At 68.7% G+C, this 26,503-nt stretch carries 23 protein-coding genes; 8 read left to right on the top strand and 15 right to left on the bottom strand.

Features of this window, described 5'->3' with window-relative positions; all coding sequences use genetic code 11:
* The first annotated feature begins 47 nt into the window (after positions 1-47).
* Both A5760_RS03290 and A5760_RS03285 read left to right on the top strand, forming a co-directional pair.
* Positions 48-1,340 (top strand): DUF3068 domain-containing protein, encoded by a 1,293-nt coding sequence (locus A5760_RS03290; RefSeq protein ID WP_196771970.1) that lies wholly within the window; start codon positions 48-50, stop codon positions 1,338-1,340.
* Positions 1,341-1,361: 21 nt separating this feature from the next.
* Positions 1,362-3,080, top strand: a complete 1,719-nt coding sequence (locus tag A5760_RS03285; RefSeq protein WP_064877678.1) for a hypothetical protein — start codon at positions 1,362-1,364, stop codon at positions 3,078-3,080.
* Here A5760_RS03285 and A5760_RS03280 read toward each other — a convergent pair.
* The gene (locus A5760_RS03280; protein ID WP_064877677.1) at positions 3,060-4,226 is read right to left on the bottom strand and encodes a glycosyltransferase family 4 protein; all 1,167 of its coding nucleotides are present in this window, start codon (positions 4,224-4,226) and stop codon (positions 3,060-3,062) included. The two genes, A5760_RS03285 and A5760_RS03280, sit on opposite strands and share 21 nt — an antisense overlap.
* Positions 4,227-4,291: 65 nt before the next feature.
* Here A5760_RS03280 and A5760_RS03275 point away from each other — a divergent pair, with 65 nt between their 5' ends.
* Complete coding sequence (locus A5760_RS03275) at positions 4,292-5,059, top strand: class I SAM-dependent methyltransferase (protein WP_064877776.1); 768 nt, start codon at positions 4,292-4,294, stop codon at positions 5,057-5,059.
* Positions 5,060-5,154: 95 nt separating this feature from the next.
* Complete coding sequence (locus A5760_RS03270; protein WP_064877676.1) at positions 5,155-6,624, top strand: aldehyde dehydrogenase; 1,470 nt, start codon at positions 5,155-5,157, stop codon at positions 6,622-6,624.
* Between the two features lie 47 nt (positions 6,625-6,671).
* Here the strand turns inward: A5760_RS03270 and A5760_RS03265 are convergent, their stop codons facing one another.
* On the bottom strand, positions 6,672-7,493 hold the full coding sequence (locus A5760_RS03265) for a crotonase/enoyl-CoA hydratase family protein (protein WP_064877675.1): 822 nt from the start codon (positions 7,491-7,493) through the stop codon (positions 6,672-6,674).
* Between the two features lie 343 nt (positions 7,494-7,836).
* Here A5760_RS03265 and A5760_RS03260 point away from each other — a divergent pair, with 343 nt between their 5' ends.
* A complete protein-coding gene (locus A5760_RS03260; RefSeq protein WP_196771969.1) occupies positions 7,837-8,505 on the top strand; it encodes a TetR/AcrR family transcriptional regulator in 669 nt (222 codons plus the stop codon).
* A gap of 5 nt (positions 8,506-8,510) precedes the next feature.
* Here the strand turns inward: A5760_RS03260 and A5760_RS03255 are convergent, their stop codons facing one another.
* Both A5760_RS03255 and A5760_RS03250 read right to left on the bottom strand, forming a co-directional pair.
* A complete protein-coding gene (locus A5760_RS03255; protein ID WP_064877673.1) occupies positions 8,511-8,807 on the bottom strand; it encodes a hypothetical protein in 297 nt (98 codons plus the stop codon).
* Positions 8,808-8,827: 20 nt separating this feature from the next.
* Entirely contained in the window at positions 8,828-10,354 is a 1,527-nt protein-coding gene (locus A5760_RS03250) for a class I adenylate-forming enzyme family protein (protein ID WP_064877672.1), read from the bottom strand.
* 289 nt (positions 10,355-10,643) lie between these two features.
* Here A5760_RS03250 and A5760_RS03245 point away from each other — a divergent pair, with 289 nt between their 5' ends.
* Positions 10,644-11,609, top strand: a complete 966-nt coding sequence (locus A5760_RS03245) for an MIP/aquaporin family protein (protein WP_082279319.1) — start codon at positions 10,644-10,646, stop codon at positions 11,607-11,609.
* A gap of 41 nt (positions 11,610-11,650) precedes the next feature.
* Here the strand turns inward: A5760_RS03245 and A5760_RS03240 are convergent, their stop codons facing one another.
* Positions 11,651-12,151 carry a methyltransferase family protein gene (locus A5760_RS03240; protein ID WP_231122530.1) on the bottom strand — a complete coding sequence of 167 codons (501 nt, stop codon included), beginning with the start codon at positions 12,149-12,151 and terminating at the stop codon, positions 11,651-11,653.
* Positions 12,152-12,292: 141 nt separating this feature from the next.
* Here A5760_RS03240 and A5760_RS03235 point away from each other — a divergent pair, with 141 nt between their 5' ends.
* Positions 12,293-12,883, top strand: a complete 591-nt coding sequence (locus A5760_RS03235) for a TetR family transcriptional regulator (protein ID WP_064877669.1) — start codon at positions 12,293-12,295, stop codon at positions 12,881-12,883.
* Here the strand turns inward: A5760_RS03235 and A5760_RS03230 are convergent.
* The 8 genes from A5760_RS03230 to A5760_RS03195 form a co-directional block, all read right to left on the bottom strand.
* On the bottom strand, positions 12,880-13,674 hold the full coding sequence (locus A5760_RS03230) for a crotonase/enoyl-CoA hydratase family protein (RefSeq protein ID WP_419538213.1): 795 nt from the start codon (positions 13,672-13,674) through the stop codon (positions 12,880-12,882). The two genes, A5760_RS03235 and A5760_RS03230, sit on opposite strands and share 4 nt — an antisense overlap.
* A gap of 130 nt (positions 13,675-13,804) precedes the next feature.
* Positions 13,805-15,214 carry a WS/DGAT/MGAT family O-acyltransferase gene (locus A5760_RS03225; RefSeq protein WP_064877667.1) on the bottom strand — a complete coding sequence of 470 codons (1,410 nt, stop codon included), beginning with the start codon at positions 15,212-15,214 and terminating at the stop codon, positions 13,805-13,807.
* 44 nt (positions 15,215-15,258) lie between these two features.
* Entirely contained in the window at positions 15,259-16,464 is a 1,206-nt protein-coding gene (locus A5760_RS03220; RefSeq protein ID WP_064877666.1) for an alpha/beta hydrolase, read from the bottom strand.
* A 168-nt stretch (positions 16,465-16,632) separates the two neighbouring features.
* The gene (locus A5760_RS03215; RefSeq protein WP_064877665.1) at positions 16,633-17,292 is read right to left on the bottom strand and encodes a hypothetical protein; all 660 of its coding nucleotides are present in this window, start codon (positions 17,290-17,292) and stop codon (positions 16,633-16,635) included.
* A 173-nt stretch (positions 17,293-17,465) separates the two neighbouring features.
* Positions 17,466-17,792: a Rieske (2Fe-2S) protein gene (locus A5760_RS03210; RefSeq protein ID WP_064877664.1), complete on the bottom strand. Its 327-nt coding sequence runs from the start codon at positions 17,790-17,792 to the stop codon at positions 17,466-17,468.
* On the bottom strand, positions 17,789-20,308 hold the full coding sequence (gene nirB, locus A5760_RS03205) for a nitrite reductase large subunit NirB (protein ID WP_064877663.1): 2,520 nt from the start codon (positions 20,306-20,308) through the stop codon (positions 17,789-17,791). The genes A5760_RS03210 and nirB overlap by 4 nt, the downstream gene beginning before the upstream one ends.
* Before the next feature lie 17 nt (positions 20,309-20,325).
* Positions 20,326-20,679: a hypothetical protein gene (locus A5760_RS26905; protein WP_064877662.1), complete on the bottom strand. Its 354-nt coding sequence runs from the start codon at positions 20,677-20,679 to the stop codon at positions 20,326-20,328.
* Positions 20,672-22,795: a molybdopterin oxidoreductase family protein gene (locus A5760_RS03195; protein WP_064877661.1), complete on the bottom strand. Its 2,124-nt coding sequence runs from the start codon at positions 22,793-22,795 to the stop codon at positions 20,672-20,674. Before A5760_RS03195 ends, A5760_RS26905 begins: the two co-directional genes overlap by 8 nt.
* Positions 22,796-23,035: 240 nt before the next feature.
* Here A5760_RS03195 and A5760_RS03190 point away from each other — a divergent pair, with 240 nt between their 5' ends.
* Complete coding sequence (locus A5760_RS03190) at positions 23,036-23,935, top strand: alpha/beta hydrolase (protein WP_064877660.1); 900 nt, start codon at positions 23,036-23,038, stop codon at positions 23,933-23,935.
* Between the two features lie 6 nt (positions 23,936-23,941).
* Here the strand turns inward: A5760_RS03190 and A5760_RS03185 are convergent, their stop codons facing one another.
* Both A5760_RS03185 and A5760_RS03180 read right to left on the bottom strand, forming a co-directional pair.
* Positions 23,942-25,255: an amidohydrolase family protein gene (locus A5760_RS03185; protein WP_064877659.1), complete on the bottom strand. Its 1,314-nt coding sequence runs from the start codon at positions 25,253-25,255 to the stop codon at positions 23,942-23,944.
* On the bottom strand, positions 25,249-26,454 hold the full coding sequence (locus tag A5760_RS03180) for a CoA transferase (protein WP_064877658.1): 1,206 nt from the start codon (positions 26,452-26,454) through the stop codon (positions 25,249-25,251). Before A5760_RS03180 ends, A5760_RS03185 begins: the two co-directional genes overlap by 7 nt.
* Between the last annotated feature and the right edge of the window lie 49 nt (positions 26,455-26,503).

Raw genomic sequence — 26,503 nt, 5'->3', positions numbered from 1 at the left:
GTCGGGTCACGGCTGATGAAGCAAGGAATTGAGGAGGGCACAGCGACGTGAACCGAGCAGTCATGTTGAGGTTCGCCGCATGCGGGATCATCGGACTCGGAGCTGCCCTGCTTATCGCCGCGCTGCTATTGACGACGTACACGACGTCCAGGATCACCAAGGTCCCCTTGGACGTGGACGCCACGCTGATCAGTGACGGCACCGGCACCACACTCGACTCCGCGTCGTTGTCCACCGACCACGTCGTCGTCAACCAGAACGTGCCGCTGGTCTCCCAGCAGCAGATCAGCGTCGAGTCGCCCGCCAACGCCGACGTGGTCACGCTTCAGGTCGGAAGTTCGTTGCGGCGCACCGACAAGCAGAAGGACAGCGGGCTGCTGCTGGCGATCGTGGACACCGTCACGCTCAACCGCAAGACCGCACTGGCCGTCTCCGACGACACCCACGCCGGCGGCTCGGTCCAGAAGCCGCGCGCGGTCAACGACGAGAACCCGCCCACCGCGATGCCGCTGCGGCACGACGGGCTGTCCTACCGGTTCCCGTTCCACACCGAGAAGAAGACCTATCCCTACTTCGATCCGATCGCGCAGAAGGCTTTCGACGTCAACTACGACACCCAGGAAGACGTCAACGGGCTGACCACGTACAAGTTCACCCAGAACGTCGGCTTCAACGCCGACGGCAAGCTGGTGGCGCCGGTGGCCTACCAGTCGCTGCTGGCCGGCAACGAAGACGCCAAGCAGACCACGTCGGCGTCGATGTGGGGCATCCAGGGCGGCGATCCGAACGAGCAGATCACCATGACCCGCTACTACGCGGCGCAGCGCACGTTCTGGGTGGACCCGGTGTCGGGCACCATCGTCAAGCAGACCGAGCACGCCGACCACTACTTCGCCCGTGACCCGCTCAAGCCGGAGCTCACGCTGGCCGACTACAAGGTCACCTCGAACGAAGACACCGTCGAATCCCAGATCAACGCGGCCCGCGACGAGCGCGACCGGCTGGCGCTGTGGTCGCGGGTACTGCCGATCACCTTCACCGCGGTCGGCCTGATCGCGCTGATCGGCGGCGGGCTGCTCGCCTCGTTCAGCCTGCGCAGCGAGAGCGCGCTGACCGACCCTGGCCTGGACCGGAGCGACCAGGACTTCTTCGGCCGCAGCGGCCTCGAGGAACCGGTGCCCGGCGCCGAAGCCGAGACCGAGAAGCTGCCCACGCAACGGCCCGAGGAGCGCCAGGAGGCCGGTCCGCCCGGCTCCGGCTCCGCCCCGCCGGGCCCGGATGAGCCCACGGAGGCGGGCCCGACCGAGTCGAATCCGCCCGGCACGCACGACCGGGAATAGCCCGGTCCGGATGCGTTAACCGTGCGCTGGGCCCGACCCGGGTACGCACTGGTCTTGGCGCTGCTGGTGGTCGGGCCGCTCCTGGCGCCCGGATACTTGCTGCTGCGCGACGCGGTGTCGACGCCGCGGTCCTATCTGTCCGACACCGCGCTGGGGCTGACGTCGGCGCCGCGCGCCACCCCCCAAGACTTCGCGGTGGCGCTGGCCTCCCGGCTGATCGACGGCGGGGTGGTGGTGAAGACCCTGCTGGTCCTCGGGTTGTGGCTGGCGGGATGGGGCGCGGCCCGGCTGGTCGCCGTCGCGCTGCCGTGCGCGGGCGCCCCCGGCCAGTTCGTCGCCACCACCGTGGCGATCTGGAATCCCTATGTCGCGGAACGGCTTTTGCAGGGTCATTGGAGCCTGCTGGTCGGCTATGGTTGCCTGCCCTGGGTGGCCGCGGCCATGTTGACACTGCGGACGACGGCGGCGAGCCGGTTCGCGTTTTTCGGGCTGGCGTTCTGGATCGCGCTGGCCGGGCTCACCCCGACCGGGCTGCTGCTGGCCGCGATGGTAGCGCTGGTCTGCGTGGCGGTGCCGGGCACCGGCACCGCGCGCCGGTGGTGCGCCGCGGCCGCGTTGGGGGCCGCGGTGGTGGCGGCGCTGCCGTGGCTGACGGCGTCGGCGATGGGTTCGTCGCTGACCGCCCACACGGCGGCCAACCGGTTGGGGGTCGAGGCGTTCGCGCCCCGCGCCGAGCCCGGGCTGGGCACGCTGGCCAGCCTGGCCAGCCTCGGCGGCATCTGGAACGGCGACGCGGTACCCGGTTCGCGCACCACGCTATTCGCGGTGTGCTCGGCCCTGGTGCTGCTGGGTGTGGTGGCGGTGGGCCTGCCGACGGTCGCCCGGCGGCCGGGGGCGGTGCCACTGCTGGTGCTGGCGGCGGTGTCGGTGCTGGTCCCGGCGACGCTGGCGACCGGCCCGGGCCTGCAGCTGCTGAGCAGGGTGGTCGACACCGTGCCCGGCTTCGGGGTGTTGCGCGACGGGCAGAAGTGGGTGGCGCTGGCGATGCCGGGCTACGCGCTGGCGGGGGCCGGTGCGGCGGTGACGCTGCGCCGGTGGCTACGACTTTCCGGGACCGCGGTCCCGGCGCTGGTCTGCTGCCTGGCGCTGCTGCTGGCGCTACCCGACCTGGCCTGGGGCGTATTCGGCAAGGTGGCGCCGGTGCGCTATCCGCGCGGCTGGACCGCCGTCGCCGCGGCGATCAACGCCCGGCCGGCAGCCGTTGCAGTCTTGCCCGCCGGCACCATGCGGCTGTTCTCCTGGTCAGGCCCCACACCGGTACTGGACCCGCTGCCCCGCTGGGTGCACGCCGACGTTCTGAGCACCGGTGACCTGGTGATCTCGGGGACCACCATCGCCGGCGAGGGCTCGCACGCCCGGGCGGTACAGGAGCTCCTGCTGTCCGGGCCCGATCCGGCGACGCTGGCCGCGGCCGGAGTGGGCTGGCTGGTGGTCGAATCCGACAGCGCCGGCGCCCAGGGTGCGGCCGCGCGCACCCTGGGCGCGCTGGCCCCTGCCTATCGGGACCGCGAGATCGCGCTGTATCGGATCGGCGGGCAGACCGCCGGGGTGGCCGCCGAGCGGCGGACGGCGACGACGGTCGCGCATCTGGCGTGGCTGGCGATGCTGATCGGCGGCGGCGCAGGCACGGTGATCGGCGCATGGCGGCGCCGCGCCCGCTCAGCCCCGCCCGGTGACTAGCCCGCTGACCGTGCGGCCGGCTTGCACCGCTTCCAGCACACCGCACATCGCGTCGGCGCTCTGCGCCCAGGAGAATTCCCCGCTGCGGGTGTGCGCCTTGGCGCCGAGTTGCTCGCGCAGCACCGGATCACCGAGCAGTTCTTCGAGCCGATCCACCAGCTCGGCGTGGCTGTCCACCAGGATCCCGGTCACCTCGTCGACGATCGAGTCCGACAGGCCACCCGAGGACCGGTAGCCGATGGTCGGCACCCGGTGCTGGGCGGCCTCGACGACGGCCAGGCCCCAGCCCTCCTTACGCGACGGCAGCAGATGCACCCAGGCCCCTTGCAGGACATGGTGTTTGGTCACGTCGTCGACGTGACCGTGAAACGTCACCGCCGAACCGATGCCGAGCCGCTGCACGTGCTCGACGAGCCGCTCGCGCCACCAGCCGTCGCCGACGATGTCCAGGTGCAGACCCGGTGTCCGCGGCAGCAGCCGCGCGACCGCCTCCAGGGCGTCCTCGATCTGCTTGTGCGGTACCAGCCGCGACAGCACCACCACCCGCGGCGCGGCCGAGCGCGGGCCCGACAGCGACTGCGCCGGCGCCCGGTCGAGGCCGTTGCGCACCACCGCGATCTGGGCGCCGTCGACGCCCAGGGTGACCAGGTCGCGCGCGGACGGCAGCGACACCGTGACGTACTGGTTGTGCCGGTTCACCCGCGGCGACAGCGTCGACTCGACGAACCAGCCGAGGCGACCGAGCACCGGCCCGGCCACCGGCCACTGCTCGCGGTGGCAGTGGTGCACCAGCACCACCGCCCGGCGGCCGTAGATCAGCCGGGCCAGGAAGGGCAGGCCGTTCTGGGTGTCGATGACGACGTCGGGCCGCACTTTCCGCAGCGGCCCGACCCCGAACCGGGCCGCGGCCATCGCCAGCAGCGCGAAGATGTACACCGTGTAGCGGCCCCCGGCCCGGGTGATCCGCACGCCGTCGACGACCTCGCGGCGCGGTGCGGCGGGATAGCGGGCGGTGCGCAGCGTGACGGCGATTCCCGATGCGGCCAGGTGCGCTCCGATGCGCTGCAGATAGGCTTCGCTGCCGCCGCCCTGCGGGTGCCCGGTATCGCGCCAGCAAAGCAGCAGCACGGAGCGCAAGGAAGACATCGATCGTCAGCCTAACCGGCGACGATGTGCTCCGGGCAGCGCCGCACATCCGTAGGGTGTGGCCGGTGGCGGCCACCGAGATCTTCGCGCGCCGGGCGACGCTGGCCCGCTCGGTGCGGCTGCTGTCGGAATTTCGCTACGAGCAGGCGGATCCGGCCCGCTTCTACGGCGCCCTGGCGGCCGACACCGCGGCCATGGTGAGCGACCTGTGGCGGGCCACCCGCGGCGAGCCCCTTTCCGGCCGCACGCTTCTCGATGTCGGCGGGGGGCCGGGTTACTTCGCGGCGGCCTTCACCGATGCCGGCGTCCGCTACGTCGGGGTCGAACCCGACCCCGGCGAGATGCACGCCGCCGGCCCCACCGTTGCCGGCGGAGCCGGCACCTTCGTGCGCGCCTCGGGGATGGCGCTGCCGTTCGCCGACGACTCCGTTGACATCTGCCTGTCCTCCAACGTCGCCGAGCACGTGCCGCGGCCCTGGCAGCTCGGCGCCGAGATGTTGCGGGTGACCAAGCCGGGCGGGCTGGCCGTGCTGTCCTACACCGTCTGGCTGGGGCCGTTCGGCGGCCACGAGATGGGCCTGACCCACTACCTCGGCGGCGCCCGCGCCGCAGCCCGCTATGTCCGCAAGCATGGCCATCCGCCCAAAAACCACTACGGGTCGTCGTTGTTCGAGGTGTCGGCGGCCGCGGGCCTGAACTGGGCCGAGAACACCGGGGTGCTGGCGGCCGCATTTCCCCGCTACCACCCGCGATGGGCGTGGTGGCTGACCGGCGTTCCGGTGCTGCGCGAGTTCCTGGTGAGCAATCTGGTGCTGGTCCTGCAACCCCAATAGTGAAACGTGTTCTCGTTTTGCGTCGGCTTGGGTAGGGTGGCGCGCATGCCCGCCCGCGACGACGCGGGGCGGAGCGATGAGGAGGAGCGCGGAAGATGACCGACATCAAGACCGAATACGACAAGCTTTTCATCGGCGGCAAGTGGACGGAGCCGTCGACCTCTGAAGTCCTCGAGGTGCGTTGTCCGGCCACCGGCGAATACTTCGGCAAAGCACCGGCGGCGGCAGCGGCGGATGTCGACGCGGCTGTCGCCGCGGCACGCGCCGCGTTCGACAGCGGCCCGTGGCCCTCGACGCCGCCGAAGGAACGCGCGGCCGTCATCGCCAACGCGGTCAAGCTGATGGAGGAGCGCAAGGAACTGCTGAGCGCGCTGCTCGCCGGCGAGACCGGCCAGCCGCCGACCACCATCGAGACCATGCACTGGATGGGCTCGATGGGCGCGATGAACTTCTTCGCCGGCCCGGCCGTCGACCAGGTCAAGTGGCGCGAGATCCGCAACGGCTCCTACGGCCAGACCATCGTGCACCGCGAGCCGATCGGCGTGGTCGGCGCGATCGTCGCCTGGAACGTGCCGCTGTTCCTGGCGGTCAACAAGCTGGGCCCGGCGCTACTGGCCGGCTGCACCGTGGTGCTCAAGCCCGCCGCCGAAACCCCCTTGACCACAAACGCTTTGGCGGACATCTTCGCCGAGGCCGGCCTGCCCGAGGGCGTGCTGTCGGTGGTGCCCGGCGGCATCGAGACCGGCCAGGCGCTGACCTCCAACCCGGACGTCGACCTGTTCACGTTCACCGGCAGCTCCGGCGTCGGCAAGGAGATCGGCCGTCGCGCCGCGGAAATGCTCAAGCCGTGCACGCTGGAGCTCGGCGGTAAGTCGGCGGCCATCCTCCTTGAGGACGTCGACCTGGCCTCGGCGATCCCGATGCTGGTGTTCTCGGGGATCATGAACACCGGGCAGGCCTGCGTGGGCCAGACCCGCATCCTGGCGCCCCGCTCGCGGTACGACGAAATCGTCAACGCGATAAGCGAATTCGTGCAGGCGCTGCCGGTCGGACCGCCGTCGGACCCCGCCGCCCAGATTGGCTCGCTGATCTCGGAGAAGCAGCGCGCCCGCGTCGAGGGCTACATCGCCAAGGGCATCGAGGAAGGCGCCCGGCTGGTGTGCGGCGGCGGCCGCCCCGAGGGCCTGGACAACGGGTTCTTCGTCCAGCCCACGGTTTTCGCCGACGTCGACAACAAGATGACGATCGCCCAGGAAGAAATCTTCGGGCCGGTGCTGAGCATCATCCCGTTCGACACCGAGGAGGACGCGATCAAGATCGCCAACGACTCGGCGTACGGGTTGGCCGGCAGCGTGTGGACCACCGACATCCCCAAGGGCATCGAGATCTCGGAGAAGATCCGCACCGGCACCTACGCCATCAACTGGTACGCCTTCGACCCGTGCTGCCCGTTCGGCGGCTACAAGAACTCCGGCATCGGTCGCGAGAACGGGCCGGAGGGCGTCGAGCACTTCACGCAGCAGAAGAGCGTGCTGATGCCGATGGGCTACACCGTCGACGCCTGATCCCGTGCCGCGAGCGTGAAACCAGTTGCACGCTCGGCGCTTTGCGGCTAGCGCCCGACAAAGCGGGCCGGCCGGCGTTCGACGAACGACTGCACACCCTCGGCGGCGTCCCGGCTGGCGAAAAGTTCGCTGACGGCGGGGCGCAGCCGCTCGACGGCGGCCGCGTCCCCGCGCTCGACCGCCAGGTGGGCCGAGGCCAGCGTCGCCCGCACGCCCAGCGGTGCCGCGCGATCGGCGATGGTGTGCGCGATGTCGCGAGCCCGGGCCAGACCCGCCGCCGCGTCGTCGGCCACCTCCTGGACCAGCCCGATGCGGTGCGCCTCGGCGGCGTCGAACTCGTCGCCGGTGAGCAGCCAGCGCATGGCGTTGCCCCAACCGGCTGCCCTGGGCAGGCGGATCGTCGCACCGCCGAACGGATAGATCCCGCGCTGCACCTCCAGCTGAGTGAACCGGGTGCCGGTCGCGGCGATGCGGATGTCGGCGGCCAGCAGCAATTCGATGCCCAGAGTCATGCACCAGCCGTGCGCGACGGCGACCAGCGGCGTGGTCCAGGCGCCGTCGAGACGCCAGGGATCTCTGCCGTCGTCCGGGAATGACAGCTCCCCGGCGGCGATGCCGGGGCCGACGTCGACGAGGTCCAGACCGGCGGTGAAGTGGTCGCCCTGCGCGAACAGCACCCCGGCCCGCACCGAGGGATCGGACTCCAGCACGCCGTAGGCGCGGGACAGGTCGGCCAGCATCGCGCGGTCGAACGCGTTGCGCTTGCGCGGCCGGTTCAGGCCGATGAGCAGGACATGGCCGTCACGCTGCAACGACACGGTGTCCAGATTCGGCAGGGCGGACGGCGAGGGCTCGGGGCTGTTGACCATCCGCCCAGTGAAGTCGAGTTGTAGAGATTATGCAATAGAGCATAATTCCGCTGTACTTTCGCGGCCGTAAGTGCGGATCCCCACCGGTCGGCCATCGCTTTATGCGGCGTACATCACATGCCACCTGCGGAATTGCTTAATTTACGGATGTCTTATATGGTTCATAGCATAATCAAGGGCCGTACACAGGCCGGGAGAACAGCATGTGGATCATCGAGCTCAACGTCGCCGGCTATCAATTCACCCGCGAGATGCCAGACTTGCGGCGCCGCACATTCCGCTTCAGCCCACGTCATATGCACTGGCCGGCGCTGCGGCACTCACACGCTGCATGAGTCCGGCCATGGGAAGCACGCCCACCCCGACTATCGGTGAGGCAGCGCCGGAGCAGCCCCCGGCGAAACGCGGGGGCACCCGGACGAAGATGCTGGCCAGCGCCGCCGAGGTGATGCGCGAACGCGGGGCGGCGGGCGTCACCATCGACGCGGTGCTTGCCCGCAGCGGCGCCCCACGCGGCTCGGTGTACTACCACTTTCCCGACGGACGCAACCAGATCCTGACCGAAGCTCTGCGCTACTCCGGCGACTCCATCACCGCCATGATCGACGACGCCGCCGGGCGGGGAGCCCGGGTGTTGCTGCAGGAGTTCGTCGGATTCTGGGAGCGGCTGCTCACCGACGGCGGATTCACCGCAGGCTGTCCGGTCGTGGCGGCGGCGATCGGCTGTTCGGACGACGATGGTCCCAAGCTGTCCGCCGAGGCCGGCGCCATCCTGGGCCGCTGGTGCACCGCGCTCACCCGCGCGTTCGTCAACGACGGCTTCGACCACGCCGACGCCGCGTCGCTGGCCGTGATGTCGATCTCCGCGCTGGAGGGCGCCGTTGTGCTCTCCCGCTCCACCCGCAACGCGGGCCCGCTACACCAGGTGGGCGAACAGCTCGAATTCCTGATCAAGGCAAAGGAATTCGTGGCCCGGAACAAGATCCCGGGAAAGCAGGACGCCGCGCAGTGACCCGCTCAGTCGCTGGCCGGTAACGGCTTGACCTCTTTGAGCTGCAGGGCGGTCTGCCCGATGCTCAGGCTGCCCGCGCCAGGCTTGGTCACCAGCACCTCGGCACCGGCGTCGTCGACGTAGCGCTTGCCCATGACCGTGCCGTCGGCGAATGCCGGGTCCAGTTCGCCCGACCGCTCGCCGCCGACCGGCACCATCGGCGCACCCCCACACCGCAGGTCGTCCAGGCTGTCGGCACTCCTGACGACGATCACCTGCGTGTCACAGACCTGGCTGGCGAGACGAGTTCCGTTCTTGACCATTGATTTCCGTCCTTGATCGCTTACTTCTGGGCCGGTGCGGCGCGCAATCCCGTGAGGGTCTGGATGATCTCCCGCCGCAAGACCTTGCCGGTAGCGGTGGTGGGCAGCTCGTCGCGAAACACTACCTCGTCGGGGGTGCGCGAACCGCGCAAACTCTTGCGGACGAATTCCCGCAATTCTTCGGGGTCGGGGTCCACGCCCGCCGCCGGCACCACGACCGCGACGATCGCCTGGCCCCACTGCGGGTCCTCGACACCGACCACGGCGACGTCACGCACGTGGGGATGCTCGACCAGGACCTCTTCCAACTCGGCGGGTGCGATGTTCTCGCCGCCGCGGATGATGGTGTCGTCGCTGCGCCCGCCGATGAACAGGTAGCCCTCGTCGTCGAGCATGGCGATGTCCTTGGTGGGGAACCAACCGTTTTCGTCGAGCACCGAACCGATCCCGGTGTAGCGGCCCGACACCTGCTCGCCCCGCACGAACAGCTCGCCGGTCTCGCCCGGCGGCAACACATTGCCCGCCTCGTCGCGGATCTGCAGCTCGACGCCCGCCACCGCCTGGCCGACGGAGCCGAGGCGGCGCGCGCCGTCGGGGCCTTCCGCCGCCTGCGCGACGCGATGGTCGTCGGGCGTCAGCACCGCGATCGTCGAGCTGGTCTCGGTCAGGCCGTAGGCGTTGACGAAGCCCACGTTGGGCAGCAGCTCGAGTGCCCGGCGGACCAGCGGCAGCCCCACCTTCGAGCCGCCGTAGGCCAGGTTGCGCAGCGACGGCAGCTCGATGGCCGGCCCGTCGCCGTTCTCCAGCACGGTGATGATGCGGTCCAGCATGGTCGGCACCACCGTCGCGGTGGTGACATTCTCGGTGTTGATCAGCCGAACCCATTCCTGCGCATCGAAATTCGGCAGGTACACCATCTTGCGGCCGGCATACAGATTCGAGAGCGCGGCGCTGACCCCGGCGATGTGGTACGGCGGCACGCAGATCAGGGCGGCGTCGGTGTCGGAGGCCGCTCCGAATTCGACGGTCCCGGTGACGTAACTGGTCAGGTTGTTGTGCGAGAGTTCGACGGCCTTGGGCTGCGACGTGGTGCCCGAGGTGAACAGCACGATCGCGACGGAGTCCGGGTCGGGGAACGCGAGACCTTCAGTGGCCGGCTCGGCGGTGCGCGCGGCCGCCAAAAAGTCGTCGGAGTCCATCACCCGGTCCGACACGTCGCCGACCGCGTCGCGGTAGCGGCGGTCGACGATCACCAACGGTTCGGGCAGCCGCTCGATCAGTGCCTGGATGCCCTCGGCGGAGAGCCGGTAATTGATCGGCGTGAAGGCCACCCCGGCGCGCGCCGCGGCGAAGATCAGCACCGGCAGCATCGCGCCGCCGGTGCCCACGTACGCGACGTGCTTGGCATTCGACCCGGCGATCACCCCCGCGCCGCCGTCGGCGAGATCGCTGAGCTGTTGCGTTGTCAGCCGCAGGTCGCCCGACACCACCGCGGTGCGCTCGGCGTCGCCCGACGCGGCCATCTCGAGCAGCAGCGAAATGCTCATCCTCGATCTTTCTCCGGTATCCACGCGTTACAAAGCTGACCAAAAGTGTCATGCCCGACTGTAGTTTAGATCACGCAACTATCTTGCGACCCAGCACCGTCAGCCGATCGCATCGCCCGAGCATGCCGGCGAGGTTTACCCGCAGCTGACGGTGGGTTAACCCCACCCGAAGCTCCGCCCGGGCCGTCGCTGCAGGCGCCCGACGGCGTAGACCGCCGACCTAGTTGGGAACCACGTGGAATCGACATCGACAAGGCTGGAAGAACAGACCCGGGCAACCGTCACCACGATGACCAGACTGCGCGCCGGGCTGCCCGGCGCCATGCTCGCCGAGTTCTTCGGCACCTTCATCCTGCTGCTGCTCGGACTCGGCACCTGCGCGCTCAACGTCGTCGGGTTGCCCGGGTCGGGCCGGCAGACCGTGCCGTTCGGCCCGGCGAACTGGCTGATCATCGTGTTCGGCTGGGCGTTCGCGGTGATGCTCGCGGCCTACGTCGCCGGCGGTATCAGCGGTGCGCACCTGAACCCCGCGGTCACGCTGGCCTTCGCCGTGGCGCGAAAGTTCGACTGGCGCAACGTCATTCCGTACTGGATCGCCCAGCTGCTCGGGGCGTTCAGCGCCGCCGCGGCGGTATACGCCGTCTACGGCTCGGCCATCGACGACTACAACGCGGCCAACCAGCTGAGCAGGCCGGAGTCACAGGACACCTACTCGATCTTCGCGACGTTTCCCGCCCAGTACTTCCACGGCGGCTACCTGGGACCGCTGGTGGACCAGCTGGTCGGGACCGCCATCCTGGTGGTCCTGATCGCCGCGCTGATCGACCACCGCAACCAGGCGCCGGCGGGCAACATGGCGCCGCTGATCATCGGCTTCGTCGTCGCGGTGATCGGGTGCTCGTACGGCACCAACGCTGGCTACGCGCTCAACCCCGCCCGCGACCTGGGTCCGCGCGTGTTCACCTACTTCATGGGCTGGGGGAAGCTGGCATTCTCCGGTGATTACGGCGGCACCACGCAGTACTGGTGGATCCCGATCGTCGGCCCCCTGGTCGGCGCCGTGATCGGGATCTTCCTCTACGACTTCTTCATCGGCCACGTGCTGGACGCGCGCGCGACCATGCTGCTGACCCCGGAGCCGGGTCTGGCCCCGCTGCCGACCACCGACGCCGCATCGAGGGTGGCCGGCCCCGTCACCGCCGAGGACAGCGCGGACGCGGAAAGCTCAGCGGCAGAAGAGGATCAGGCCGCCTAGATCAGGTGCCCGTCCACTTGGGTGGGCGCTTTTCCACCGCCTCAGCGACGACCGGGCGGATCCCAGGCCGAGATGCGCGGGACCCAGCGCGGCACGTTACCCCGGTAGTCGACGTATTCATCGCCATAGCGCTCGGTGAGATGGGGCTCCTCCCAGAACCGAATGGCGATCGCCTGGAACGTGAAAAAGATTGCGAACCAAAGCAATAGCGCGCCCGACGCGGTGATGGCCGCCTCACCGAGCAGGATGCACAGCACGCCGGTGATCATCGGGTTGCGCACGTGCCGGTATGGGCCACGTACGACCAGATGGACCGGCTCCCCCATGACATCGCCCAGCCCAAGCGTCCCCTCGCCCACTCGGTCAAACAGCACGTTCGTCCAGATCATCAGGCCCAAGCCGGCGCCGATCAGCAAGCAGCCGGCCGTGATCAGCCCGACCGTCAGCGCGGTATCGAGCTGCGACACTCGCACGCCCGCCGGGATGACGATCAGGGCTGGGACGACGAGCGTGACCGTCACCGGGAACAGCAGGACAGACATCAGGTGTCGCCACCAAAGGGGTCGTCGCGTGCTTGTCACCATGGCAAACCTCCTTCGTCGAATACTCCAACGTCCGTTCAACAACCAAACGTACGCCGCAGGGGGGCATACGCCAACGCCTGTTGAAGTATTCTGTCGGGCATGCCGGAACCGCGGCGCGCCGGCCGGTGGCGCACCGGTCAACTGAACAGACAGCGCATCATCGATGCGGCGCGCGAACGCTTCATGCGCGACGGATACGAGCGGGCCACCGTCCGCGCGATCGCGGCCGACGCTGGTGTGGACGTCGCGATGGTCTACTACTTTTTCGGCAACAAGGAAGGCCTGTTCACCGCGTCCACGCTGACCGGTCCCGAGCACCCGTTGCACCAGCTGGCCGCGCTCCTGGACGAGGGGACCGAACGGATCGGCCCGAAGCTGGTGCGCCGCTTCCTCGAGCACTGGGACGAAGGCGCAGTCTACGAGCCGTTCCTGACGCTGTGGCGTTCGGCGGCGATTCACCCCCAGGCCCGAAAGGTGTTGCACGACAGCCTTGCCGGCCCCATCGCGAAGCGGATCGCGACGGAATTCGGGGTCGCCGACGCTGAGCTGCGGGTCGAGCTGGTGGCCAGCCATCTCGCGGGACTGGCGTTCGCGCGCTACCAGCTGAGGATCGAGCCGCTCGCGTCCACATCGATCGAAGACTTGGTCGGTTGGCTAGGGCCGACCGTGCAGCGCTACCTCGTCGGTTAGGTGCCCGTCCACTTGGGTGGGCGCTTCTCCGCGAAGGCGATCGCGCCTTCCTTGGCGTCGTTGGAGGAGAATACCGGAGTCAGCAGCTTGTTCTGCTCGGCGAACATCTCCTCGGGGCTCCAGCCGCGGGACTCCACGATGATCCGCTTGGTGGCGGCCACCGCGAGCGGCCCGTTGGCCGCGATCTTTTCGGCCAGCTCGATCGCGGCGTCCAGCGCGCTGCCCGGGTCGGCCAGCACGTTGACCATGCCCAGCGCGTGCGCCCGCTCGGCGCTCAGGTTTTCACCGGTCAGTGCCAGTTCCATGGCGATCGCGGATGGAATGCGCTGCGGTAACCGCAGCAGCCCGCCGCCGCCGGCGACCAGGCCACGCTTGACCTCCGGGATGCCGAACGCCGAGTCCTTCGAGGCCACGATCAAATCGGTGGCCAGTGCCAGCTCGGTGCCGCCGGCCAGCGCGTAGCCCTCGACCGCCGCGATGAGCGGCTTGACCGGCGGACGCTCGGTGAAGCCCATGCCGCGGCCCTCGACGATGGGCAGTTCGCCGCGGGCGAAGGCCTTGAGATCCATGCCCGCGCAGAACGAGCCGCCCGCCCCGGTGAGGATGCCCACCGAAAGGCCGGTCTCGTTGTCGAGCCGATCGACGGCGGCGGCCAGGCCGTTGGCGACCGCGGAGTTGACCGCGTTCTTGGCCTTCGGCCGGTTGATCGTGATGATGAGGATTCGATCCCGTTGTTCGACCAGAACTTCGGGTTCGTTGGCGTCGTCGTTCCCAGTGCTCACGTGCCGCACAGCTCCTTCAGGGATGGGTGGCTTTCAGATAGCTCCTGTCGGACCGATGGTAACCGCCGGCGGAAATGGCGTTAACGTCCCCCGAGATCCCAATTACCGGCGCAGGCGATTATCTACCGACCCGGGCCGATCACGCCGGAGCCATCGCGGCCTCGATGACCGTCAGCTTCTCGGAAATCCCTGCCGCCCTGCGGATTTCGATGAAGTCGGCGACCATGGCCTCGGAGACCTCGTGCGGGTCCTCGAGCGTGGACCCGTCGGAGAGCACCGAGATGTTGAGCTGATCGACATAACTCCACACGGTGATGTTCAGGCCGCTGCCGGCGGTCAGCGGGCCCACCGAATAGATCTCGGTGACCAGCGCGCCGCCCACCCGGCCGCGTTCCCGGGGACCGGGCACATTCGAGATGTTCAGGTTGAGGATCTTGTTGTGCCCGTCGCGCCCGGACGCCCACCGGAAGAAGGCCTGCGTGGGCGCGGGTGGCATGTAGGCCGCCCACCGGCTGACCAGCTCCGGCCCGATCAGCTGGTTGCTTTCCTTGGCGGCGATGGCGTTCTCGTGGCTGCACCGCACCCGCTCCAACGGATCGTCGGAATCGGTCGGCAGGCCCACCAGCACACCGGTGAAACGATTGCCGGAAATCCGTTCGGGCGAGAAGTCGAAACTCATCGGCACCGATGCCAGCAGCGGCACGGCCTTGCCGTCGTACCGCAACAGCAGGGTGCGCAGCGCGCCGGACGCGATGGCCAGCACCATGTCGTTGATCGTCGCCCCGAGTCGCTTGCCGGTCTCCTTGACGTCGGCCAGTGCCAGCGTGGCGGTGGCGAACCGCCGTTCCGCGGTGATCTTGTGATTCATGAAGGTCGGCGGCGGCTCGAAGGGCCGCGTCAGCTCCGGCGAGAATTTGCGTGCGCTGCGACGCACCCGGCCCAACCCCTGGGCGGTGTAGCGGATGGTGTGCGGCAGCCTCCCGACATGGCGTAGGTGGTCGGCGAACGCCGACGCCATCAGCTGCCGCGTGGTGGGAGCCGGGTCGCACATATACGTCTGGCCTTCCGGCCCCGGCTGCAGGTCCATGCCGCGTGCCAGCAGGTTCGCCGAGGCGACACCGTCGGCCAGGGCGTGGTGAATTTTGCCGACGACCGCAATCCGGTTGTTGGCCAAGCCATCCACGAAGTACATCTCCCATAGCGGGCGGCTGCGATCGAGCGGCGTGCTGGCGATTTGCCCGATGGCCACGTCCAGTTCGCGACGGCCGCCCGGCGGCGACACCCGCCAGGGGCGGATGTGATAGTCCAGATCGAGTTCGCAGTTCTCCCGCCACATCGGGTGATGGAAGCTGAACGGCACTTCGACGAGCTGGTAGCAGAACGGATCGAGCTTGTTCAGCCGCCCGGCGATGACTTCGCGAAACGCGTTGACGTCCAGCGATCGGCGGTCGGCGTCGAGTTCGATGACAGCCGCTTTGATGGTGTGCATGTGCACGTTCGGCGCTTCGCTGTACAGCAGTACAGAGTCCCACCCGCTAAGCCTCTTCACCGCTGCCCCTTACCCATAGAGGGACCATACTCAGCGGTGGCGGTTCAGATAACCTCTTTTGCCCCGACGCGTGTCTTGGTGCGGTAGATCTCGTTGAGGAACAGCGAGGTGACGTGCGCGGCCGCGCCGGCGCGCTCGCCGTCGACGAGGTCATACCCGTGGCCGGCCCCGGGGAATTCGAGGTAGCCGACCATCGAATGCGACACGGCCCGCAGCCGCTCGACGAAGCTGCGCGCCTGCTCGACGGGGATGACGGTGTCCTTGCTGCCGTGGATGACCAGGAAGGGTGGCGCATTGCGGTGCACCCGCGCGATCGGGGACGCGTCGCGGAAGATCTCGGGGCGACGGGCGATCGACTTCTTCACCACGACCCGCTCCAGGAATTCGACGAACCGTTCGCGCTCCGGCGTCGAGCGGTCCTCCCAGTCGTAGCGGCCGTAGATCCCGACGACGGCGTCCACCGAGGTGTCCGCGCCCTCGGGCAACTTCGCCTGGAACTGTGGGTCGTCGGGCGTCAGCCCGGCCAGCGCGCACAGGTGGCCCCCGGCCGAACATCCTGCTATCGCAACGAAATTGCGGTCGCCGCCGAACTTGTCGACGTTGGCACGGGCCCACGCGATGGCGGTCTTGACGTCGATGATGTGGCGCGGCCAGCGGTGGTGCGGCGCGACGCGGTAGTTGACCGCCAGGCAAACCCATCCCTGTTCGGCGAGCCGGGACATCAGCGCCGACCCCTGGCCCATGCACTTGCCGTGCACCCAGGCGCCGCCCGGCAGGAAGATCAAGACCGGCGCGGGCTGCGCGGGCAGGTCTTTGCGCCGCCAGACGTCGAGCACCTGATCGGGGTGGTCGCCGTAGTGGACGGCGCGGCGGTAGAGGTAGCGGCGCTGGCGCAGCCCTTCCCAGATCGGCGGTGTCTTCTCCGCGACCGGCCAGTCCATCTCGAGGTCCGCGGCCGACACGACCCCGCGCAACGCGGCGAGGGAAACCTGCTGGGTGCTCTCCCGGTCGCGACGCCGGACGTCGTTGATTCCGGGCGTGAACCAGTCCTTGGTCGCCGCGGAGATCGCCTCCGGTGCGTGGCGGGCGCCCCAGACACCCATGGCGGTCAAACCGCCCAGCGGCTCAAGGTGCTTACCGACCACGGGCAGCGAAGCCCCCGCCACACTCAACGCCAGTGCATAGTCACCGGGGCGGGCCCGCAGCAACCATTTCACGCAATCGGTAATGCCCGGTCCGCTCACCGTCATGCTGGGGACTGTACCCCTCACCGCGATTCGCAAACTGACCTTTCCGTAGAACGGGCGAACGTGGCGAGAACGCTTTGCCCGGCGCGCTCGCTGAGTTCGGTATTTACGCTGTTTGAGCCGTTTTTGGCGGTTCGCTGAGGTCGGTGAATGTTGCTGTGAACGACACGCTTACCTGGCCGTCAGGTCGGCGATCACCCGGCCGCCGACAAGGCTGACGCCGGTCAGCGTCAGCCCCACCTGCGCGGCCAGCGCGGCGGCGCTGTCCACCCCGACGGATGCCCACCGAAACCAGGGCCCGACCTCGCCCGCCGCCTCCAGCCGCACCCACCGCGAACAGATTCCGATGGCCTCGGCCTCGAATTCGGCGACGCAACGGCCACCGCGGGCCAGCAATTCGAAGGCGCGCCCGAGAATTCGGCGCGGGTCCCCGCCGAGCCCGACGTTGCCGTCGACCAGCAGCACCGTCTGCCACAGGCCCGTTCCCGGCAGCGGCTCGAACACGTCGCCCAGCAGGGCCGGCGCGCCACCCCGGCCCGCAAGCTGGATCGCGGTCGCGGACCGGTCGATGCCGAGGGCGGGGATGCCACGCTGAATCAGCCTGGCCACCAACCGGCCCGGCCCGCAGCCCAGCTCGATTGTCGGCCCGGTGCACATCTGCGTGACGGCTTCGTCGAAGACTTCGTCGAAGACGAAGGCGTCGCCAGATCCATCACCGGGACGTCGCACACCCAACCATCGGTGCGCCGGCAGTGGCCGCAGTTCGCCGTCCTCATGACGGATCCAACATCGCTCCCCACCCAGTGCCCGATCGTAAAGTTGCCCAAGCATTTCACGTCCTCGCGTCCTGGCCGATCGGGCGGCGCGGCGGCGCTCGGTCCCGTGCGGGACGTTGCGGCGACGCACCGGCAACCCCAACAAGCTGACGGCAAGCACGTGCGCCAGCACTGCTCCGATACCCCGAACGTGGCTGCGCTAATCCATGGCCCCCGGCCGGCGTGGGGTCAGGCATGCACCTTGTCGTCAACGCACAGCAAGATGGTTCCGCTGTCGTCGGCGTGAACGGCGTACGCGATGACCGGTGCGCCGCCGTTGCCAACCTCGCACCCGGTGGACAGGTCGTAGACATAGTTGTGCAGCGGGCAGATGACGACGCGGCTGTCGGCGAGACCGTCGGCCAGCGGACCACCCCGATGCGGGCAGACGGCGTCGAGCGCCCGCAACGAGCCGTCGCGCAGCCGAAAAACCGCCACCTGCCGGTCACCGACGACAAAGACGCGGGCCTGCCCCACGGGAATCTGCTCCACCGGTCCCAACGAGACGGCGGTCATCGCGCCGGCACCTGCGGCAGCGGAATGAGCGGTAGCGACGGGCGAAATTGATTGGGTTCGACCGGATTTCGGCTCTCGCTCCACGGGTCACGATAGGAATCAATCGATTTCTGCATGCGCGCGTCCAGCTCGGCCGCTAGACCGACACTGTCGTCGACCACGATCGACCGGATGTGGTCGATGCCGACCCGCGGCACGAAATCGTAGGTCCGTTCCAGCCAGTTGGCGTTCTCCCGGTAGTACTGCAAGAACCGGCCCGTCAGCGCGATCACCTGGTCCGGCGTGTCCACGGTCGCCAGCAGGTCGCCCTTGCGCACGTGTGCGCCCGCCGCTCCGCCGACGTAGAGCTGCCATTGCCCACCCTCGATCGCGACGACGCCGACGTCCTTGCACAGCGCTTCGGCGCAGTTGCGTGGGCACCCGGTTACCGCCAACTTCATTTTGCCGGGACTGGGGATGCCTTGAAACCGCTCTTCGATCGCGATGCCCAGCGCCGTCGAATCGCCCACGCCGTAGCGGCAGAAGTCGCTGCCCACACACGTTTTCACGGTGCGGAAGCTCTTGCCGTACGCGTAGCCCGACGGCATGCCGAGGTCGGCCCACACCGACGGTAAGTCTTCCTTGCGCACGCCCAGCAGATCGATGCGTTGACCGCCGGTGAGTTTGATCATCGGGATGCGGTATTTGTCGGCGACATCGGCGATCGTGCGCAGTTGGTGCGCGCTCGTCACGCCGCCCTTCAGCTGCGGCACCACCGAAAAGGTGCCGTCGCGCTGGATGTTGGCGTGCACACGGTCGTTGATGAACCGCCCGTCGCGTTCGTCGACGAATTCGTCGCCCCACATCATGTGCAGCAACGAGGCCAGCGCCATTTTAGAGCCGGCATCCTCGCGACCCTCGGGCGCCAGCGCGGCGAAAACCGATGACACCGAATGCAGTTCGAGCTCCCGGATCTTGCTCATCAAATCAGGCTTCTCGTACGGCAGGCTCGGGACGTACCACTTCGATGTGGCGTCTTCGGAGACCGCGCCGTCCGCCGCCCATTCGACGACCTGGGCCACCAGGCCCTTGCAGGACCCGCATCCCTTGCCGGCCCGGGTCGCCGACATCACGCCCTCGACCGAGGTCTGGCCACCTTTGACGCAGCCGACGAGGGTGGCCTTGCTGACCCCGTTGCAGTTGCAGACCTGCGCGTCGTCAGCCAATTCGGCGGCGCCGGTGGCGTTGTCCGGTGCGCCACCGATGTCGAACATCAGCGACACCCGTTCGGGTGGCAGCGGAAGTCCGCGGTCGAACGCCTGCATCAGGAAGGCAACCTTGCTCACGTCGCCGACCAGCGTGGCGCCGACCAGCTTGTCGTCGCGCACCACCACCGTCTTGTAGACACCGCGCTTGGGTTCGGAGAACTGCACGAACTCGTCATCGTCGCGCTCGGGGGACTTCAGCCCCATCGCCGCCACGTCGACACCTGCGACCTTCAGCTTGGTGGCGGTGCGCGAACCATGATATGCCGCATGGGGATTCGCGCCCGTCAAGTGCTCGGCCAGCACGGTTGCCTGATCCCACAACGGCGCCACCAGCCCGTAGACCTGACCGCGGTGCTGCGCACACTCCCCCACCACGTAGATGTCGTCGTTGTCGATGGAACGCATGCGGTCGTCGACCACGATGGCGCGTTCCACCGCCAAACCGGCGCGGACGGCCAGCCCGACATTGGGCCTGATGCCGGCCGCCATCACCACCATGTCGCACGGCAGCACGCTGGCGTCGGCGAATTCGATGCCCGATGGGCGACCGTCCTTGGTGAGCAGCCTGGTGGTGCTCCTGCCGGTGTGCACCTTGATGCCCAGTTGCTCGACCAGCCGGCGCAGGATGGCGCTGCCATGGTCGTCGAGCTGGGCGTTCATCAGCGACGGGCCACCCTGCACGACCCCGACCCGCAAGCCCCGGCTCTGCAGTCCCCGCGCGGCCTCCAAGCCCAATAATCCACCCCCGATGACCAGAGCTTGGGAGCCCGGTTGCGCCTCGGCGAACTCGATCATGGCCTGGCAGTCATCGAGGGTACGGAACCCGAAAACGCCTGGGGCCAGGGTCCTGTCGTCCTGCCAGATGCCGTCGACCGGTGGGAAGAACGACCTGCTGCCGGTGGCCAGGATCAGCTTGTCGTAACGCAGCGTGGTTCCGTCGTCGGCGTACACCCGGTGCGCGAACGGATCGATGCGCACCACGCGCACCCCGGCGCGCAGGTCGATGTCGTTGTCGGCGTACCAATCCAGCGGATTGAGGTAGATCTCGCGTGCGTCGTCGGATCCGGCCAGCACGTTCGACAGCAGGATCCGGTTGTAGTTGCCGTAGGGTTCGTCGCCGAACACCGTGATGGCGAACCGCTCCCGGCCGCCTCGCGTGAGAATCTCTTCCAGCGCCCGTGCGCCCGCCATGCCGTTGCCGACCACCACCAGTTTGGCCAGGGCAACGGGATCGGGCGCGGTGGCTTCGGGTTGGGTGACTGCGGTCATCGGATGCCCCCGCCGGCTCAGACTTCGACCAGGCCGATGTCGATGAACAGGGTGCCGCTCAGCCCGTCCGGTGCGGCGACGAACACCTCGATGACAGTGTCGGCGAGCAGGTCTTCGACGACGCGAAGCGGGACGTGCACAGCGTCTTTGGCCCCCAGGGGGAAATATCGCATCGGGGCACCGTCGCGCATCATCACGACCGTGACCAGCTCATCAGAGCTGTTACCCCCCCGAAAATACAGCGGTTGGGTGATCACCCCGGCCGGCACGACGTAGCGCAGTGAGGCGTCGAGAAGTACCGGGGAATCGTAGCCCTTGCCGTGAAACGTGAAGGCTCCCTGCAGGAACCGAGGCGTGCTGTCATCACCCATCCGCGAAATCTCCTTTCATAGGTTCATTGTCGTCGGCCCTGCACACGGAGACCGCGCAAACCTTGAACGACGGCATCCGTGAATGCGGGTCCAAAACCGGGTTGGTCAGCCGGTTGATACTGCTCGCACCGCCCCAGTGAAATGGCGCGAACACGGTGTCCGGCCGAATACCGCTGTCTACCCGAACCGTCATCACCACCGCACCCCGGCGGGTTTTCAACCAAACCTTGTCGCCGTCGGTGACCGCCACGCGCTGCGCCAGGGTCGGATGCAGCTCGGCTACCGGCTCCGCTGCCCCCTCGAGGAGCTGGGCTACGCGGCGAGTTTGGGTTCCGGATTGGTACTGCCGCAACAGCCTTCCGGTTGTGAGGTAATAGGGGTAGTCGTCGTCCGGAAGCTCGGCAGCGCCCCGGTGCTCGACGGCGTGAAAATGGGCCCGGCGGCCGGGCGTCGGGAAATCCTCAATGAAGAGCCGAGGGGTGTCGGGATACAACGGGGACGGACAGGGCCAGAACACGCCGTTCTCGGCAGTGATCCGCTCGTAGCTGATGCCGCGATAGTCGGCCTTGCCGCCCTGGCTAGCAAGGGTGAGCTCCTCGAACACCTCTTGCGGATCGGCCGAAAACCCCTGCACACCCAGTCTTTTAGCCAGGTCGGCCATCACGTCGAGGTCGCTGCGCACCTCCTCTGGCGGCTCCACCGCCGCGCACCGCAGAACAACCCGGCCTTCCAAGTTTGTCATCGTCCCGGATTCTTCGGCCCATTGCGTGGCGGGTAGCACCACGTCGGCGAGGGCGGCGGTCTCGGACAGGAAGATGTCGGAGACGACCAGAAAGTCCAATTTGCTGATCTTTTCGGCGACATGCTGCGAGTTGGGCGCCGACACAACGATATTGGACGCCATCACCCACAGCGCCCGTACGCCACCGGGAGTCCCGATGCCGTCGAGCATCTCGTATGCCGACAGGCCGGACGAGGGCAGCTCGGCGGGATCGACCCCCCAGACCTGCGCGACGTGGGAGCGTGCGATCGGGTCGTCGAGTTTGCGGTAGCCGGGCAACTGATCGCACTTTTGCCCGTGTTCACGGCCGCCTTGGCCATTGCCCTGGCCCGTGATGGTGGCGAAGCCGCTGTATGGGCGACCCGGCAAGCCCAGCGCCAGCGCGAGATTGATGAAGGCCTGCGCCGTGTCGGTACCCGAGCTGTGCTGTTCAGCGCCCCGGGCGGTCAGGATCATCGCACGTTTGGGCCGTCCTTTTCGGCCGGTCAGCATCCGCGCCGCGGCGACGATGTCCCGTTCGGGCACCCCGGTGATGCGTTCCACCCGGTCGGGCCAGTACAGGCGCACGGCGCGACGCACCGCCTCGAATCCCGTCGTTCGTCCGTCGATGTATGCGGTGTCGAGAAGTCCTTCGCGGGCAAGGACATTCAGCATTCCATTGGCCAAGGCGAGGTCGGTTCCGGGCACCGGCTGCAAATGAAGGTCAGCGCGCGCGGCGGTGACCGTGCGCCGCGGATCCACCACGATGTGCTTGGCACCTCGGGAACGGCCGTGGTCGAAATACTGCATGGCAGGAGGCAAGGTCTCGGCGGGATTGGCGCCGACCAGGAGAACGACGTCGGCCTGTGCGATGTCAGCCAGCGGGAAGGGCAAGCCTCGGTCGATACCGAACGAGCGATTGCTGGCCGCGGCGGCCGACGACATGCAGAACCGGCCGTTGTAATCGATCGCGGCCGTGCGCAGAGCGACGCGGGCGAACTTGCCGATTTGATAGGCTTTTTCGTTGGTCAGGCCGCCACCGCCGAAGCAGCCCACGGAGTTTCGGCCGTGGGCTGCTTGCATCTGCTTGAAGGCTGAGACCACGCGTTCCAGCGCCTCGTTCCAGGTTGCCGGACGCAGGTCCGAGCCGCGTTCGTCGCGAATCAACGGAGCGGTCAACCGTTCCGGATGCCCCAGGAGGTCGGCAGCGGTCCAGCCTTTCGCGCACAGCGCACCGCGGTTGGTCGGAAAGTCCTTCTGTGGTGCCAGCTCGATCGATTCGCCCGACTCCTCAAGCGTGATGCCGCACTGCAACGAGCAGTACGGGCAGTGAGTTTTCGTCGGCACCGACGCCATCGGCGATCACCGCTTAGCTGACGAGCCGGCACGCATTCGGCCGGCCCCGCAGAGTAAACCTCGCATGTCGCCTCCCGATCGGCCCTTCAGTTCCCGAAGCTACGTTGGGCGTGTTTCGCGGGCATTTCCTGCGATTGTCCGGCCGACTACCGTGGGCTCACGGTGCACAGGATCAGCCGAATCGCACGGCAGATCCACATCGCCGTCCCTTTGATTTTTCGCGTCGGTGATACTTGTCCGGTGACGAACAACGATGTTCATCCTGACCTGCAGCGATTTGCCCGCTTCGCCCCGCGCCGGCTCGTGGGCCCCCGGACCCTGCCGCTCATGCGGGCGGCGCTCGCGTGGCGGGAGCGCCTCGGCAAGCCGGTCGCCGACGTCGAGGCGATCACGCTCGCTTCGGGGACCGGCGTCCGGCTGTTCCGGCCCGCGGGGACCACCGAGGCCACGCCCGCGCTGCTGTGGATCCACGGCGGCGGATACGTGATCGGCACCGCCCAGCAGGACGACCAGCTCTGCGGCGGGTTCAGCAGGCGGCTGGGCATCACCGTCGCGTCGGTGGAATACCGCCTGGCGCCCGAACATCCGTATCCCACACCGCTGGAGGACTGCTATGCGGCGCTGACGTGGCTGGCCGGGCTGCCATCGGTGGACCGCTACCGCATCGCGATCGGCGGCGCCAGCGCCGGCGGCGGCCTGGGGGCGGCCCTGGCCCTGCTGGCCCGCGACCGCGCCGAGGTGAGCCCGGCATTCCAGCTGCTGACCTATCCCATGCTGGACGACCGCAGTTCGGCCACCGCGCCGAGCTCGAATTACCGGCTGTGGGACAACCGCAGCAACAGGTTCGGCTGGGCGGCGTATCTCGGCAACGCCGACCCGCAGATCGCCGTCCCCGGGCGCCGCGACGACCTCAGCGGGTTACCACCGGCCTGGATCGGTGTGGGCACGCACGACCTGTTTCACGACGAAGACCTGGCCTACGCCGAACGCCTGCGCGCCGCCGGGGTGCCGTGCCAGGTCGAAACCATTCCGGGCGCCTTCCACGGCTTCGACGTGGTGTTGCCGAAAGCCCAAGTGTCCCGGCGGTTTTTCGACAGCCAATGCGACAGCCTGCGCGCGGCGCTGGCCCCCACCGCTTGATACGTCTCACATCGCGAAGTACACCAGCTCGCCGCCGATGACGGTGGCCGCGACCAGCCCCGCGTCCAGGGCGGCCAGTGCAATCGTGGGTGGCTCGTTGAGCACACACAAGTCCCCCGGCTGCCCGATTTCCACGCTGCGCGGCCGGCCGGGCTGATCCGGCCGGCCCAGAAACATCGTCAAAGCCTCTCGCGCGGACACACATTCGTGCGGGCCCAGCACGGCGCCCTGCGGCGTGGTGCGGTGCACCGCGGCGCGCATCGCCGTCCAGGGGTCGCCGTGGCCGAACGGCATGTCGGTGGACAGCGCGACGGGCACCGTGGCGTCACGCAGGCAGGCGACGCGCCACAGCTGATCGTGCTCGGCGGCGGGCACCTCGGCGAGGTACTGATCGCCGCGTTCGGCGACGAAGTTGGGCTGCGTCACCACCGTGATGCCCAGCTCGGCGAGGTCGGCCAGGTTGTCGTCGGGCACCACGGCGGCGTGTTCGATGCGGTCTCGCGGATGGCCGCCGGCCGCGCGCAGGGCCGCGATGGTCACCACCAGCTGGGCCGCGGTCACGCAGTGCACGGCGATCGGTTGGCCGCTGTCGTGTTGCCGCACAATCCATTCCGTGAGGGCATCGAGGTCGAGGCGATCGTCGTGCAGGATTTTCTTGCCCGGCGACAGGAAACTGAGCCGCGGCCGGAACTCGCCGCGCTCGTGCGCCGTCCTCAGCGACTCCATGTCGTCGGCATCGAGATCGGGGGTTGCGTCGGTGACCCCGGTGACGCCGGTGGCGGTGATCCGTCGGCTCAGTTCGGCCAGGTCGGTTTCGCGTCGCTGCAGTGCCAGCGACCAGCCGCGGTCGGCGCTGCGCAGCCGCCCGTCGGGATGTTCGGCGAGGCCGACGCGGCCCAGCGCCTCGGAATTCAGGATCCACAGTGCCCCACTGCGGTGCTGGATGCGCACCGGAATGTGCGGAACGATGGCGTCGAGGGCACCCCGATCGAGTTCTCCGGCAACCGAATCGTGGTAGCCCACAGCGCGAATCCAGCCGTCGGGCCCCGGTGTGGCGTTCGCCAGCAATTGGGTGAGCTGCGACTCGGTGCTGACCCCGGGCGGCCCGACGAGAAACGAATCCAGCGCCGAGGCCGCCGAGCGCAGGTGCACATGGTGGTCGTGCAGCCCGGGTAGGACGGCGCCGCCGCCCGCGTACAGCACGCCCTCGCCCGCCCGCGGCACCAGACCCTCGCCCGGCGGCGCCATCTCCTCGATCAGCGCACCCACCCGGATGTCCGTCGTGGTGCCGTCCAGCAAGGTCGCCCGCTGAATCAGCATGACAGTACCTGTCTTTGGGCGACCAGATGGCGCACCGCCTCGTTGTCGGCGCCCGGTTTGGACGCGGGATGCGGTGCGGTCGGGGCCGCCGGTGTCGACACCGGCGCCGACGACGCCGACGGCTCGACCGGCAGCGCCGCGTAGGCCGCGGCGACCCCGGCCATGGATACGCGGATCAGCTCGCCGCCGCCGCGGCCCAGCGATTCGCCCACCGCCAGGGCGGCTTCCAGTCCGCTCAGTGGATCGGCGATGGCGTCACCGCAGAATACCGGCCCCTGGGCGCTGGTGCCGGCCAGGCCACCGGCCACCGCGGTGTCGTCGCCGAATCCCGGCCGCAAGCCGTCATAGCCGGTGATCTGCAACCAGATTCGGCCCGCGCGCGGCGCGATGTCGTCGGGGCTGAGCCCTCGGCGCGCCAGCGCCGCCGGGCGGGAGCCTTCGATGACGACGTCGCTGACCGCGAGCAGTTCCCGCAATTCTTCGGCTTGGCCGTCGAAATCGAGCTCATAGCTGAGCTTTTCGCCGTTGACCCAGTCGAAGAACGCCCGATGTCCGCCCCGGGTGCCGTCCGGGCGGCGTGGGCTTTCGACTTTGACGACGGTCGCGCCGGCGTGGGCGAGCAGCCGCCCGCACAGCGGGCCCGCCCACATCGAGGACAGGTCGGCCACCAGCAGATCCCGCGGTGTCCGCGGCGCAGCCCGCGATCCTTTCGTGCGTATCCGTGCCGGCGTGGGCGGGGCCTCGCCCAGGCCCGCCGCCGGAATGTCCAGCAGCCCGGCCCGGTCGACGATCTCGGCCACCGGGCGGGCGGCGGCCCAGCGTTGCAGCTCCGGCCACGGGTCGGCGGCTATCCCATCGGCCTGCAGCAGCGCCGGCACGGCGTCGAGGTCGTCGGCGCGCGACAGGGTGAGCGCCCAGTAGCCATCGCGGGCGGCGAGCAGGCGGGTGGCGCCCCCCGGCGACACTTGCCCGCCGCGGGTCAGCCCCAGCATCGCGGCCCGCCCCGTCAACAGGCTCGCCGCGTCGACGTCGATGCCCAGCCGGTCACCCGTGGCCGCGGCGACGTCGCACGCGCGGGTCAGCACGTTGGCGCGGGAGAAGTCGGCGGGACCGTCGGGCAGGCCGGTCAAGTAGGCCAGCCCGCTGCTCCCCCACTCCTTGACCTGCCGGGACTCTCCCTCTGACGAAACCGAACTCACGCCCCCATTGTGCGCGCGGCCCGCGCCGCCGCGGCGCGCGGCAAACCCG

The organism is Mycobacterium colombiense, from assembly GCF_001665835.1.
Lineage (GTDB): Bacteria > Actinomycetota > Actinomycetes > Mycobacteriales > Mycobacteriaceae > Mycobacterium > Mycobacterium colombiense_A.
This window is presented reverse-complemented; position numbering and strand designations above follow the sequence as displayed.